Genomic DNA, 13773 nt, shown 5'->3' with positions numbered 1-13773 from the left:
TCTTTTATGTTTTTCTCTGTGCCTCTGTGGTTAATGGTTTTAAGCATTGAAGATATTTAAGGAAACATCATGAGCAATAACGAACAAACTGGCAAATGCCCTATGTCATGGCATGGCGCGCAACTGGACTTTAGTGTATCCATGAGCTATGGCGATTATCTGGGTCTGGACCAGATACTCACGGCGCAACATCCGCGCTCACCGAATCATAATGAAATGCTGTTCATCATCCAGCATCAAACCAGTGAACTCTGGATCAAGCTGATGCTGCATGAACTGCATGCCGTGCGCCAGCACATACGCAGCAATGATCTGCCACCGGCTTTCAAGATGCTGTCACGCGTGGCCCGCATCATGGATCAACTGGTGCATGCCTGGGATGTCCTGTCCACCATGACACCAAGCGAATACACAGCGATACGCCCTTATCTCGGTGCATCATCGGGCTTTCAGTCGTATCAATATCGTGAGTTGGAGTACCTGCTGGGTAACAAGAACGCTACCCTGATGACTGTGCATGAAAGCACGCCCGAGTTATATGCGACTCTTGATGCATCCTTGCGCACACCATCGATTTATGATGAAGCCATCATGCTCTTGTCACGCCAGGGTTTTGTTATAGATGCCGACCGCTTGCAACAAGACTGGTCGCAAGGTGTAGTCGCCAATGAATCCGTCAAGGCAGCCTGGCTGCAAGTTTATCAAACACCTGAAAAATATTGGTCTTTATACGAACTGGCAGAAAAATTGGTGGATATGGAAACTGCCTTCCGCATCTGGCGCTTCCGTCATGTGACCACGGTAGAACGCATCATCGGTTTCAAAGCAGGTACTGGTGGCACCGCAGGTGTCAGCTATTTGCGCAAGATGCTGGATGTAGTGTTGTTTCCAGAACTGTTTGCTTTGCGGACAGCGCTTTAAGAAAAACAAGGAATATCAAGGACATGCAGGGGAAGCCATTCCTCTGCATGGACAATTCAAACGCTAAAAGCCTCTTCCAGCGCAAGTACCAATTTCTGCACGTCACCCGCATAAAAACCTGATGAGTTCAAGGTATTGATTTCAACAATCTTCAAACCTAGTTCGGTATCGCAAACATCAATGACAAAGGCTTCATGCGGTTGCCATTCTTCAATTCGTTCTTCCACATATCTTGTGAAACTGTCGTCAACTTCACTGGAATAAATCACACGGTCACCGCGCTTATAAATGGATTTGGTAATGATACGTCCCCTGATAACCCAAAAGCGCGCCTCGCAATAAATCACCATCGGCTTTACAACCTGTATCAAAGTCTGCGGAGTCAGGCTGCTGCCATCATCAAGTTTCAGGTTGCAGACTTGCACTTGCCAGGTTTCGAATTCTTCACGTGAAAATACCCGCCCGGCAAAATATTTGGAATCATTGGTCGGCCGGATGAACATTAGATCTTCTGTGAATACCGCTTTTGCAAAACTGCTGATGACAGAACCGGCATTGAGCATATGTTCGCCCCAATGCTTGAGTTGTTGTTCAAAATCCTGCTCATACAAATCAAATACGCCAGGTGCCCAGCCATTGCGTTTGGCAACATGACGCATAGAGTAAGAACCTATGCAGATGACGTTGCCGTGACTCAAAACTGCTGGTGGCTCCAGCTCACCAACAAATGGCACTACCTTGTGTACCGAATGAGAAAGTCCGAAGCGATCTATCGTTTCCAGCAACTGCTCCCAGCCCGTTTCAGAAAAAATATTGTTTTGTATGATCCAATGCATAGACGGCTTTATTATTTTTGAAAATGACAGTGTAGTGCGTGCCCTTATTTATACGCAATGAATTCGTCTTTACTTGCCATCCAGGCGACTGTTCAGTAAATATCAAAGACGGCCTTGCTAAGCCTTATTCAATATTTTCCTGAAAGTGAGGCTAATTCGCTCACCCGATCCTGCCTCTTTAGGAATGGCATGTAGCCAGTCTTCTTGAATGCTCGCCGACATATACAGCAGCCCTCCGGCCGGCAAAGGGTAAAGATACTCCTGGTCTTTATCTTTTTTGTTGCGATAGGCGATATGCCGCAAACTGCCAAGCGAAATGATGGCTACGCCGCTCCCCTCTGCCAACTCACCAGTGGAATCTGAATGAAAGCCCATGGATGAATTACCGTTAGTGTAGAAATTCAACAAACAGTTATTGGGAAGGAACCCTAATTCATCATCTAAAGCATGGCAGATTATTTGCAAAAAATCTGGCATGACTATCGGTGCATACGATATTTGCGAGTAATCATAGGCAACACCAAAACTCGCTGTTTTGCGAGCGCGCATTCTTTCATCCCAGATGACCTCTTTTTTCAAGAGGTCAAACAAGCTCTCGGCTGCCATAAGAAAATTTGGCTTCAAATAAATTGCAGGTGCTGACATGATTATTTCAAGGGCGTTTGTTCAGGTGCTGGTTCCAGTGCTGATTCTGGTGCTGATTCTGGTGCATTGACAGTAGGTTCATGCAAAGCAAAGTCTGTCTCCAGCACACGCTGCTTTTGCTTCCACAAGCTGCCGCTGGCAAATGCCGTCCAGCCCCATTTCAACCAGGCCAGTAAGGACCAGGCCAGCCATAGTGCCCATAACAGCATCAGGCCGCGATAGACCAGCATGGGAAGTGACAATACCCATGCTGTTTGCAGGTTCGCCGTTGCCCTGTCCAGATACCACACAAGATTATTGGCACTGGATCCATTACCGACGACTTGCATATCTGGTTGCCCCAGCAAGCCGCTTTGCACGGCATCCAGCAAAATGCACAGCATGACCACGGTCAATACTGCCAGGCCAAGTTGCCGCAAATTGAACTGCCATCTTGCAGTGAAACCATCCGCCGTTTTTGCGCGCTGGACAAAAGCAAAGAACCACGCAACCACCAAGGCGGCACTCCACCAGGCGACTTGAGTTAATCCCAGTGTCAGCAACAACCATTGACCAGTTGTGACGGGCAAACCTGCATAGCGGCCAAGTGCGACTGCAACCAACAGCAAGACAATGAGCTTGCCCCAGAACAGAATGGCAGGCCCCATGCCAGGGCCACTGGCCAGCAATAACCATCGGTCATGAGGCAACTTCAGTTGCAGGCTATTGTTGACGCTGGCCTGCTGCAAATTGACAGTCGCCGTTGTATAGCTGGTACCCACGCCCTGATCCAGACGCCATTGCACTTCTATGTCCTGCGCGCCTGGCACTACTGGCAAGACAAGTTGCCTGTCATTCGCACGCAATGGTCTGAGCTGATGATTGATACTGACGCGTTGCAATACCGCTCCCTCAGGCAAAGTCAGGGTATAGTCACCGCCACGGCTGCTACGCAAATGCAGTTTCAGTTGGTAGTCAGTCGCTCTGCTGCCAGGGCTGACGAACAAGCGGCTTTCATCAATAGTCAGGGTTTGGCCAGGAATGGCTTGTGGACGCTCTATACTGATCGCCAAAGTTTCGCCTGGCCATGGACGGAACACCAGATCAGCACCGCTCTCACCATTATTGGCGTCATTGGCTAGCGGCGGCAATCCAGTAGTACTCAAGTGCCAGATGCCCGAAGCAACAACAACCCAGGTCTCCACCCAGTTGCTTTGCTGGCCAAGACTAAGTTTAAGCTGCGCGGTTTGTGGCAAATTCGAACGCCACTCCATACTGTCACTTTGCGGTCCAAGATTAACGGCAACTTTACCATCCTTGATATTCAATCCGGCGGTGGTGACAGCTTCGCCCGGCAACAAGGGAATTTGCGCCAGCACCGGCTGGCCCATAGGGGATACACGTGATACCGTGGTTTCGACCTGCCATTCCTTATCGAGTATCAGACGGCGCGTGATACGTAAAAAACTGGGCAAGGCACTGGCCTCTGTCTTGTTGCTGGCTTTGATACGGCGATTGAATTGCAGGGTATCGGCAACCTCAGAATCATCTGATAAGCCAGCGACATCCCAGCCATCGGCATGGATATCGACCTGCCTGGGTTTTTGCGGCAAAGGCAATTGCAAAGTATCGCTTTGCATCAAATCACCCGTAAGCTCTACCCTGTGTCGCCCTGCTGGTGCCAGCAACCAAATCGTCCCGTCATCGCCCCTTCGTATGTAGGCAGGCTTGCCATCCAGTTGTGCCTGCGCGGGCAACCAGTGTTTGATACCGCCAGGCAAGGACAAGGCGACGTCAATTGCAGCATCTACATCCAGACCCAGCCTGACGTTGCTGCCATTGATTTGCACCATCATGCGTGAGATTTCTGCGCAATCTGGCAGGCAATCTGCCGGGCGCGTCAATTTTTGTTTTAACTCTTCCAGCTTTGCATTGTCCGGCATTTGCGCATGTGCAGGTTCACTGTATATAACAGACAAGGCAGTCAGACTGCTCATCACCACTATGGACGTGGCTTTGCCCAAACCGCGCCAGGACCATCTGCTTGCTGCAGATGCACCTGTGTCAGTTGGTCCCTGACCAATTCCTTTTCTGAACTCACTCACACACATCAATAACAGACCCAGCAAAATCAGGCGCAGCACTACCAGCAATTTATTAGCCCAAGGCGGCAACAACCATAGATCCAGTTGTTGATCCTGCCTGACCGGACCATCAAAAATCAGACGATGTGAGTGCCGGTTCCAGGTAGGTAAACCGGGGCCTGTCTGTACTTTGGCATCTGGGTCAAGAGTCTGGTAGTTGGTAGCGCGCGAGCCCATAGATTCCTTGGGTTTAGTAAATCTTACCGCATCGGCTTTAGCAAGTTTACTCACCATCTGATCACGCTCTGTTCTTGGTTCTATCAAGCTTGGTGCAATAGATCTTGGAGGAGGTGGAGGGGGCGCTTCGGCGACAGCATTACCACCCTGAACTTCAGCATTCACCTCCGCTGGCATTGGAGCCGGTGCAGCAGCCGGTGCTTCGTCATATTGAGCACGCTTATATAAATAGTCATCAGCACCATCGTTTTCGAGTACAGGGTACAAGGCTGAGCGCACCTGTTGCGTTGCAAATGACAGGGTGAGCAATACCAACACCAGCAAGCTGGCTTGCTGCAGGCGCTTGATCCAGACTTGAAACCTGCTGGCTGGCAAAGCGCGCAAAATGGCTATCAGCACGAACAGTACTATCCATGAGTAACGTGGTGCATCTAGCTCTTGATAAGACAATACCAGGGCAAACAAGGCTAGCAGACCCCATTGTTTACCCCACAACTTCCCTGCGGCCAGTGCGATCACCAGTACCAGGAAAAAATCCAGCAAATTCCAGCGAGACAACCAGGCGCCATCCGCCTTGTCAGCCCCACCGGCATGCAGCAGACGCCAGCCTGCAGGCAAGATCAGTTCTATGCCCAGCTTGTCAAAGTCCTTTTGCCATGTCACTGCAGACAGCTTGCGGGTACTATTGCCAACCACGCTGTCAGCCCCTACATCTATGCTTCCGCGCTGGACTTCTATTCCTGCCAGCTTGTCATTGCCACGCGTAATCAATTGATCTTGCCCAGACACGCTGACGCGGCCAAGTTGCGCAACATTACCCATGGTCAGACGGTTGGAATGACTGATGTCACCTTTGATCTGATCACTCATGGTCAGGGTCGTGCCATCAAAACTCAACCACAAACGGCGTTGCAAGGATAGTTTATCTGGTGCCGGGTCACTATCGCCACGGCGTATTTCCTTGAAGCTAAATGTACTGCCAGCATGCATAAGATAGGCTGGGAGGTTACGCCATTCTGGCGGCAAGGTGGTTTGTTGCGGGTCAACTGTGGATGGTCCTTCTATCGCCGCTGTACGTATCAATGGCGTTGCTTCATAAGACCAGACTTCCTCCTCCGCACCCTCAGGCAGGCTGAGGGTTTTGCCCGGACCGGGCTGGCGAGCCAGCAAACGTATCTCCCACTTGCCTGCCCTGACTTGCACTGTCATGCTACCGTCAGGTTTCAAGACTGCGGGTAAGGTCGATTGCAATTCCAGAGGTATCAGGTCTGGCAAAAGCATGCGTCCCAGACTGATCTCCCTGCCCTTGCCCGACACTTCAAGGCGGATGTAGGTTTCTACCGTAATGGGCACACCATCTGTGACCTTGCGAAATGTTCTGAGCTGGATTTGTTCACCACTATCCACTTCAGCCTTGCGTTGCAACCAAAGTTGATTACTTTCATCACGCACCGGAAAACTCACAGGCTTGCCATTCAAGTCCAGCTTCAACAAGGCTGCGCTTTGTGGCAAAGGTAAAAATTCTGGCACCACAGTCCAGATAAATTTACCTGTCAGTTTGTGCGTGCCGCGCGTCAATTTAATGACAGGCATTTCATCGCGTGCAATGACTGCTTGCGGCTTGCCATCGACACTGACATCTTGTGGCCAGTGCTGGGCATTGCCCGGCAAATAGACCCAGGCGTCGCGCTGTACCTGCCAGTCCTGGGTAAATGTCGCGCCCGATGCATGCACCTTCAAATCCAGCAGGCCTGGCCATACACATTGTTTTTGGCTCGCATCAGGGCCTTGCTGTGGACAACCGAAATTTTCTACACCGTCCAGTGCCCATGGCACCCAGGTCTTCAGCGGATCTGGTACAGCATTGACGGGAAAATCAGCGGCATTACTGACAAAGCTGGTACATGCAATGAGTATGGCGGCGATGCAATTTTTCAGCATTCTGTATCCCTGATGGTTAAGATATGGTCGTGTCAATTATAGTGATATATTTTGCAATAACCGTCTGTACTTGCAAATTTTTTATTCAGCTTTAGATTCCACGTGAAAATCACTCTTCAAATACCTGCATCACTTCAAAAAATACTCATGGTGCTTCTCATGCTGTTTCTCATGCTGTTTCTCATGCTGTTATCAGTCTCAATGCCAGTGGCCAGGGCATTTTCTGCTGATTTGACTATGACGAACAGATATGACAATCCTGCTTACGGCTTCACAATTCAATTTCCTCACCAGCTCAGCACCTGTACCACTCCTGCACCTGGCCCTAATCACGGCTTTGTTGCCCTGCTTCGTTCTGATTCATGCCGCGATGGGGTATTTGAACAAAAGCCGCATCTGGAATTATTTGTCAGATATGACGTGATCACCATGGCAAAGTCAGCAGCAGAACTGGCGGACGAGCTATGTGAAAACAAACCTGCACGGCGCAGCAATATTCGCAGCGCAGGCCTGGCTGTTTATCAATGTCAGGCAATCCTCGTTGGTGAACTGACTCTGTGGCGCTATTTCTTCTTGCATCCGCAAAGGAATGGTGCAGGCCAGATATACAGCCTGGATCTTTACTCTGACCAGGCACATGCAGTACAAGACCGGCGACTGCAAAAACAAATGCTGCAACAACTGAAGTTCACCCTTAGACAATAATGTCATATCCATGACGTGCAAGCCGGTAATTGCAACAAGTTTCGCCATGTAATACCCGTCGCTTTATAAAACTATACCTTGCACGAAAACATAGTCTATTGACAAATAAGTAGTGATACTGCGCCCGCGCTGTAGTGCCTCTTTGCCTCTGCAACTCTGCATTTGAGAATGGCAGGGCCATACATGACGCTGTCAACTCCCTTCTCTTCCTTGAAGATACTGATCACCTACTTTTTAGACAGGACTATGCATATGCATTTGAATTACAGATTGATTACTGCCTGCCTGTGCGGCATGCTCGCTGCTTGTGGTGGTGGTTCGAACTCCTCAGTACCCACGACTACCCCAACGGTAGAAGTACAAAAACCAGCAGCATTATTATCTGGGGACGCCTTGCGCGCAGAAGTTGAGCGCTTCCGTAGCAGCAATAACTTGCCTGCTGTTTCTGTGACTATCGTCAATCAAGACAAAGTGGAAAACGTCGTGGCAGGCACCAGGCAAGCCAATGGTAGTCAGAATGTGCAAAGTACAGACTTGTTCCAACTCGGCTCACTGACAAAAGCTGCAACTGCCACAATGATAGGCCGCCTGGTGGAGCAAAAGAAAATACGATGGGATACCACGATAGCAGAAATATTTCCCGCCTGGCGCACGCAAATCCGTCCCGAATATCTGAACGTCACGGTAGAACAATTACTGCGTCATCGCTCCGGCTTGCCGCGTGAAGTGAATGACGGCACCATAGAAAAAGCCCTGCCCTTGCTGACTGGCGACTTGCTGGCAGATCGTCGCTCTCTCGCTGTCCTGTTACTACAAGACGCTCCTGAATACCCACCAAACAGCAAGATGGTGTATTCGAATATAGGTTATGCCCTGGCAGGTTTGATGGCAGAAGTCGTCGGTGGTGACAGCTATGAAAACCTGATGCAAAAAGAAGTGTTCACGCCACTCAATATCAAGGGACGCTTTGGTTTCCCTGAAGATGTGGGCAGCAATAATAATATCGGACATACCCTGGTCGCTGGTAACTGGAAAGCCACGCCAGCCGTGATTGATCCCCGCTATGCCTTTTTTATCAATGCTGCTGGCGGCATGAATCTGAGCCTCGCCGACTATGGCGTCTTTTTGCGTGAACACCTACGCGGTTTGCAAGGGCAAAGCAATTACCTGGGCCTCGCTAATTTCCAGTTGATGCACACACCTGTCGATAATTATGGCATGGGCTGGGGTATCGCCAACGTCCCGGGACTGGGCAACGTCAGCATACACAATGGCACGGAGTTGACTTATTACGCCAGCAACAGAGTGATCCCCAGCAAAAATGTTGCTGTTGCTATCGCCTGTAATTGTTATAACGAAGCCACCATCAGCAAGCTCGACGATTTTGCAGATTCCCTGATGCAGCCATTGATACCGAAGTAATGACAAACCGGCTGCGGCCAGTAAACTGATGCTTTGTGCCCGATGCAGGCACAAAACATCAATTTATGCCATGGCTTGCAGAGGCAAACCTCACTAAGGCCAGTGACAATGCGAACACATATGCGTTGATGAAACGCCAGAGACGCAAGCCATCGCCAGTACGCCATGCAGCAAAAACTGCGGCCAGAAAACCCATCAAAACCGGCGTCAATATCAGGTTGATGATGCGTCCCAGACTGCTATGAATGAATGCCTGCGGAAATATCCATAAACTGACGAAACCTGCAATGATGCCGAATGCGATATACGCAATTGCTGTGACAAGCGGGGACCGTGGCCCACGCTCGCGCCTCTCTATACCTGATGTGAACACCAGTTCAAGAACTTCAAAAGCGAGCTGCAATAAGATTTCAAAGAAAAATTCAATCATCGTATCCGTCATTTCTCCATTTGCCTGGGCTTTACACTAATGCATTCACATCTTCGGCAGCAAAACCCAGGTTTGAATCGGCACACTTGACTAATGCGCCAGCAATTGCACCGCAATCATGGCCTGCGCCGCAAAACCCGTTAAAAAGGCCAGGGTACGCACCCAGGGTATGCCCAGGGTATAACACACCGCATGTACCAGACGGGCAGCAAAGAACAGCATGCTGGCATTGGCAATCGTCGCATTGGAAATATTCATGGCATTCGCCAGCAAAATCAGGATAGCGAACACCACCAGGTTTTCTACCGCATTGCTATGCGCCTTCATCAAGCGCACTGCCCACTTGGATTGCGGCTTGCCATTATCTGGATAACCGACCGCAGCCAGCAGGCCACAAGTAAGCACACGGTCAAGTATGTAAGGTATCCACAATACGCCGGTCAGTATGGTGACATAGCTCAGGTATAGCAATTCTGTTTTCATGCTCGCTCCTCGTTTCAGGTTGGACTATCATTGACCGACTGACCATGACAGTCCCCCGGTGCCAGCGATTATGCTATGCCAACTAGCGCTTGTGCTTATTTTTTCAACAAGCTCAGCTTTTGGCATGAAAACAGCAACAGTTTTAAGCAATCCTGCTTAAAACTCCCGTTTTGTCCAGGCGAAAACGGGCGAAGTCCTCTGCCAGAAACAGATTGCCCTGATAATGCGCCCTGGCTTCTACCTCGATATCGCCTATGAATGGCGACCTTGCACTGTCATGCTGATAGCGTGCACTGAAATGCGTCAGCACCAGATTAGGCAAGGCAGCAGTAGCCGCAAAGCTGGCGACGGCAGCAGCAGAACAGTGCTGGACGCGCGCGCCCACCTTCTCTGCCACTTCGTCCGTATAAGTCGCTTCATGCACCAGCACTTGTGCTTGCTGACTGGCTTCCAGCAACAAGCCGGGCTGGTCATTATCACCGCCGACAATGATGGCGCGTAGTGGATACGGCTGATGCAAATAGTCGCGACTGGCCAGATTTTTTCCATCGTGAATAACATCTTCACCCTTTTTCAATCGCCCCCACAATGGTCCTGCTGGCACTCCCAAAGCTTGCAATTTGGCGGTGTCCAGCACGGCCTCAGTATGCTTCTCACTGAAGCGATAAGCATGGGAAGGTACACGGTGCGATAATTTGACAGCCTGCACAGTGACGGCATGATCCTGCCATGCATCCATGTTCTCAACATCCGTGAATATCAATTCATAGGGCAAGAAAGACTCTGACATTGCATGGGTTACCTGTAACCAATTTTGTATACCTGCTGGTGCAATGATGTGCAACGGCGTCTTGCGACCATTCATCGCTGCACTGGCCAGCAAACCTGGCAAGCCATAGCAGTGATCGCCATGGACATGGGTAATGAAAATCGCCTGCAAACCATGTATTGACAAAGAGGTGTTCAATATCTGATGCTGGGTAGCTTCGCCACAATCAACCAGATACCATTCACTACCCTGATCTGGCAATAAAGCCAGGCCAGTAACATTGCGCTGACGGGTTGGTGCACCTGCAGAGGTGCCTAAAAATAAAATATCCACAAATTCCTTAAACTTGATTCTATGTTTTTCTATTAATTGCATGAGAATTCATCGCTGTTGCAAATTCTCACAATACAGTCTTTCGCATACTGTTCTGCATACTCATTTACGCTTATGATGCAAACTCACAATTCATCATAAACCTGAGACATGAAACTTCCTGCTGCCCTGCAATCGATCACCAGTGCTTTAAGAGAACGCCAAAAAGAACGCAAGCGTCTGCGTGGTCCTGCTGACTTGTATTATGCCATTGCCGACTCCATCAGCATGCTCGATGCCGCATCCTGGCAAGAACTGGCTGCGCAATCCGGTTTTTTCATGTCGCTGGAATATCTGACAGCGCTTGAACAAGTATTGCCACTTAACCTTTCAGCCCGCTATGCCCTTATTTTCGATGGCACAGGCGCAGACCGTCAACTGGTCGCCGCCGTGTATATGCAAATTGCCGATATCAGTCTCGCGCAGGCAAGGCCAGAAAAGTCGGCTGACACAGATAAAAAATGGACGCTTCCACTGGATCAACTGGCACAGCATGCCAGGCAACGCATACTCAGTTGCGGCAATTTCCTGACCTTCGGCCAGCATGGCATTGCCTTTGCCAAAGATGTTGACCCCAAACTGGCATGGCACGGTGTCGTCGAAGTTTTATATCGTGTACGTCAGGCAGAAAAACTCGCAGGTAAAACCCATTTCGTCATGATCAAGGATTTACATGATCCTTATATCGATCAGGCTGCACATCTGGAAAATCTCAGTTACCGCTATGTAGAAACCGAGCCCAATATGGTGCTTGACCTGGCACCAGCCTGGAAAAACTATGAAGACTACCTGGCCAGCCTGGCATCCAAATACCGTAGCAATATCCGTAATGCCATACTCAAACCCATGGATGAAGCCGGTTGCAGTCTGGAGCGTCTGGATGACCTGACGCCAGTACTTGACGATATCTTTGCGCTATACAAGGCGGTTCAGGTAAATGCAAACTTCCGCCCGTTTGAATTATTGCCTGAATATTTTCCTGTTTTGCAGGCAGCCGCTGGCGACCAATTCCGCTGCAGCGTCCTCAAGCGCGATGGCCGTTTGCTGGGCTTTTTGATTTCCGTGGCAGATGGTGAAACCGCAATTGCTTATCACATAGGTTTTGACCGTGCCGCCGCTGAAGAATTGCCAATTTACCTGCGCCTGCTGCATGCTGGTATTGCCGATGCAATAGACCTGGGTTGCAAGCGGATTTCATATGGCCGCACTGCGCTCGAACCCAAGGCAGCACTGGGTGCCAAGCCGCAAACCTTTGGCGTATTCGTCCGCCATCGCCAGCCCGTATTGAACAAACTCATGAAGCGCCTGTTGCTGGGCATAGAGCATGAAGATGCGCCTGACCGCAATCCCTTCAAAAAAGAAAAAGCGGCCAAAGCTGAAGCATAAACCTGGAATTTGATTCAAGCTACTACCTTGTAGCAGCTTGAATCAGACGCAATAAAGCGCAATAAGCCAATAAATCAGGATACGCCGCACACCACGCGCGCGCCACCACCGCCCAATACCGCAGGATGATCAGAGTGGTTGTCACCGCCTATATGTATCATCAATGAACGACCTTTGAGGTCGGCCAATTTCAAACGTGGTGCCAATACAGGCTGGTTTGCATTGCCACTGGCGTCAACATACAAAGGTGGCAAATCGCCCGCATGGCCATCACCCCATGGTGTGCCATGGCGATTGCTGTTTTCTGGATCGTAGTGGCCGCCTGCACCCAGGGCTGGGACCAGTTTACCGTCTTTTTCCTTGGCGCTGCAATCCGCATTCTGGTGTACATGGAAGCCGTGCAAACCAGGCGTCAGACCTGTCAGTGCAGGTGTGAACACCAGACCATATTTGCTTTCTGACACAACAACCTGCCCCAGTTTAGTGCCGACACCGGCTTCATTCACCTGGTTCATGTTCACAGTCACATCAGCCGCTGCGATCAGAGGCAAAGCGCTTAACACGCAAAAAATTAATTTGGTTTTCATGGAGTTATTACCTTAAAGAAATTCAATCAACGTCAGAACGCATTTCGTCAATCAGACGGGATGCGTTCTATTGGCGTACCGTGTGAAAATATACGCGACTGGCATGCGATTGGCAATTTCGAAACCGGGCTAAGAGCTCAGGATTACATGGTGTTACAAATAAACAGTAATGATATTGCCCAGGGGCAGCCTGACTTCAGTGTCCGGCCCAACATGCTCAAATCATGCTTCAAGAATTTGCTGCAACGCCTGCTGTCCTTTGGGCGTGACACTGACTACCCGCGAGCGCGGGGTGCGCAATATCCAGGCTTCCCTGACAAACAGATCCAGTAATTCTGCACCCAACACTCCAGCCAGGTGCGGGCGGCGTTGCGTCAAGTCTATACAGCAGCGGGCATACAGGCGACGGCTCTTGCCATGTTCAGGGCTTGCGACACCCATGGCAACGAGTTTTTCACGGCCTAATGCAGTCAATTTGAAATCTTTAGCTTCTGGCTCCAGCCATTTTGCCTTCAACATGGCATCCAGTAATTGCACAGCCAATTCGCCAGCCAGGTGGTCATAACAAGTCCGGGCATGCAAAAACTGGTGGGGCATGGCACGCACCAAGGCAGGCTGAGGTGGCTGGCGCGACGTCTTAGTGTGTGTAGCAACGCCAAGAACTGCCATCGATTCTATAAGGCTTGCGGCTTCCGCGCTGGCGATACGAAAATAACGATGCCGCCCGTGCGCCTGCGACATTAACAGGCCACCTTCCACCAGCCTTGCCAAATGGGCGCTGGCTGACTGTGCTGACACATTGGCAGCAAATGCCAATTCACCCGCAGGGCGTGTCGTGCCATCAATCAGGGTCCAGAGTATGGCTGCACGCGCCGGGTCTGCCAGCAAGGCTGCAATGCGGGGAATAATACCGGGAATACTTTGTGCGTCGTCCATAGTTCATCCTGGGCTGAAATGTAGTGATGACATCTTGCCC

Annotated in this window: 12 protein-coding genes; 4 read left to right on the top strand and 8 right to left on the bottom strand. The window is 50.2% G+C overall.

The window, feature by feature from the left end:
* Positions 1-69: 69 nt before the first annotated feature.
* Positions 70-921 (top strand): tryptophan 2,3-dioxygenase, encoded by an 852-nt coding sequence (gene kynA, locus ACO0LD_RS14800; protein ID WP_423008072.1) that lies wholly within the window; start codon positions 70-72, stop codon positions 919-921.
* 56 nt (positions 922-977) lie between these two features.
* Here kynA and ACO0LD_RS14795 read toward each other — a convergent pair whose 3' ends face one another.
* The 3 genes from ACO0LD_RS14795 to ACO0LD_RS14785 form a co-directional block, all read right to left on the bottom strand.
* Positions 978-1757 (bottom strand): ATP-grasp domain-containing protein, encoded by a 780-nt coding sequence (locus tag ACO0LD_RS14795; protein ID WP_423008070.1) that lies wholly within the window; start codon positions 1755-1757, stop codon positions 978-980.
* A gap of 117 nt (positions 1758-1874) precedes the next feature.
* Positions 1875-2402 (bottom strand): alpha-ketoglutarate-dependent dioxygenase AlkB, encoded by a 528-nt coding sequence (locus ACO0LD_RS14790; protein WP_423008068.1) that lies wholly within the window; start codon positions 2400-2402, stop codon positions 1875-1877.
* A 2-nt stretch (positions 2403-2404) separates the two neighbouring features.
* Positions 2405-6643 carry a hypothetical protein gene (locus ACO0LD_RS14785; protein WP_423008066.1) on the bottom strand — a complete coding sequence of 1413 codons (4239 nt, stop codon included), beginning with the start codon at positions 6641-6643 and terminating at the stop codon, positions 2405-2407.
* Positions 6644-6880: 237 nt separating this feature from the next.
* Between ACO0LD_RS14785 and ACO0LD_RS14780 the strand changes: the two genes are divergently transcribed.
* Together ACO0LD_RS14780 and ACO0LD_RS14775 are read left to right on the top strand one after the other, a co-directional pair.
* Positions 6881-7348 (top strand): hypothetical protein, encoded by a 468-nt coding sequence (locus tag ACO0LD_RS14780; protein WP_423008064.1) that lies wholly within the window; start codon positions 6881-6883, stop codon positions 7346-7348.
* Between the two features lie 252 nt (positions 7349-7600).
* A complete protein-coding gene (locus ACO0LD_RS14775) occupies positions 7601-8770 on the top strand; it encodes a serine hydrolase domain-containing protein (protein ID WP_423008062.1) in 1170 nt (389 codons plus the stop codon).
* Positions 8771-8828: 58 nt separating this feature from the next.
* On the opposite strand, the gene ACO0LD_RS14770 is transcribed toward ACO0LD_RS14775, so the two are convergent.
* The 3 genes from ACO0LD_RS14770 to ACO0LD_RS14760 all read right to left on the bottom strand — a co-directional run bounded on the left by ACO0LD_RS14770 (position 8829) and on the right by ACO0LD_RS14760 (position 10785).
* Complete coding sequence (locus ACO0LD_RS14770) at positions 8829-9212, bottom strand: hypothetical protein (RefSeq protein WP_423008061.1); 384 nt, start codon at positions 9210-9212, stop codon at positions 8829-8831.
* Between the two features lie 78 nt (positions 9213-9290).
* A complete protein-coding gene (locus ACO0LD_RS14765) occupies positions 9291-9683 on the bottom strand; it encodes an MAPEG family protein (RefSeq protein WP_423008059.1) in 393 nt (130 codons plus the stop codon).
* Positions 9684-9825: 142 nt separating this feature from the next.
* Positions 9826-10785, bottom strand: coding sequence for an MBL fold metallo-hydrolase (locus tag ACO0LD_RS14760; RefSeq protein ID WP_423008057.1), 960 nt, complete (start codon positions 10783-10785; stop codon positions 9826-9828).
* 150 nt (positions 10786-10935) lie between these two features.
* Here ACO0LD_RS14760 and ACO0LD_RS14755 point away from each other — a divergent pair, with 150 nt between their 5' ends.
* Positions 10936-12210: a GNAT family N-acetyltransferase gene (locus tag ACO0LD_RS14755; protein WP_423008055.1), complete on the top strand. Its 1275-nt coding sequence runs from the start codon at positions 10936-10938 to the stop codon at positions 12208-12210.
* Positions 12211-12284: 74 nt separating this feature from the next.
* Here ACO0LD_RS14755 and sodC read toward each other — a convergent pair whose 3' ends face one another.
* The gene (sodC, locus tag ACO0LD_RS14750; RefSeq protein WP_423008053.1) at positions 12285-12797 is read right to left on the bottom strand and encodes a superoxide dismutase [Cu-Zn] SodC; all 513 of its coding nucleotides are present in this window, start codon (positions 12795-12797) and stop codon (positions 12285-12287) included.
* 222 nt (positions 12798-13019) lie between these two features.
* The gene (locus ACO0LD_RS14745; protein ID WP_423008051.1) at positions 13020-13733 is read right to left on the bottom strand and encodes an ArsR/SmtB family transcription factor; all 714 of its coding nucleotides are present in this window, start codon (positions 13731-13733) and stop codon (positions 13020-13022) included.
* Between the last annotated feature and the right edge of the window lie 40 nt (positions 13734-13773).

The sequence above is a fragment of the Undibacterium sp. Ji83W genome (assembly GCF_049340385.1).
Classification (GTDB): Bacteria; Pseudomonadota; Gammaproteobacteria; order Burkholderiales; family Burkholderiaceae_D; genus Undibacterium.
This window is presented reverse-complemented; position numbering and strand designations above follow the sequence as displayed.

Bases quoted from the DNA above. Each gene is read 5' to 3' on its own strand.
- kynA (WP_423008072.1), top strand. From the start codon at position 70: ATGAGCAATAACGAACAAACTGGCAAATGCCCTATGTCATGGCATGGC.
- ACO0LD_RS14795 (WP_423008070.1), bottom strand. From the start codon at position 1,757: ATGCATTGGATCATACAAAACAATATTTTTTCTGAAACGGGCTGGGAG.
- ACO0LD_RS14790 (WP_423008068.1), bottom strand. From the start codon at position 2,402: ATGTCAGCACCTGCAATTTATTTGAAGCCAAATTTTCTTATGGCAGCC.
- ACO0LD_RS14785 (WP_423008066.1), bottom strand. From the start codon at position 6,643: ATGCTGAAAAATTGCATCGCCGCCATACTCATTGCATGTACCAGCTTT.
- ACO0LD_RS14780 (WP_423008064.1), top strand. From the start codon at position 6,881: ATGACGAACAGATATGACAATCCTGCTTACGGCTTCACAATTCAATTT.
- ACO0LD_RS14775 (WP_423008062.1), top strand. From the start codon at position 7,601: ATGCATTTGAATTACAGATTGATTACTGCCTGCCTGTGCGGCATGCTC.
- ACO0LD_RS14770 (WP_423008061.1), bottom strand. From the start codon at position 9,212: ATGACGGATACGATGATTGAATTTTTCTTTGAAATCTTATTGCAGCTC.
- ACO0LD_RS14765 (WP_423008059.1), bottom strand. From the start codon at position 9,683: ATGAAAACAGAATTGCTATACCTGAGCTATGTCACCATACTGACCGGC.
- ACO0LD_RS14755 (WP_423008055.1), top strand. From the start codon at position 10,936: ATGAAACTTCCTGCTGCCCTGCAATCGATCACCAGTGCTTTAAGAGAA.
- sodC (WP_423008053.1), bottom strand. From the start codon at position 12,797: ATGAAAACCAAATTAATTTTTTGCGTGTTAAGCGCTTTGCCTCTGATC.
- ACO0LD_RS14745 (WP_423008051.1), bottom strand. From the start codon at position 13,733: ATGGACGACGCACAAAGTATTCCCGGTATTATTCCCCGCATTGCAGCC.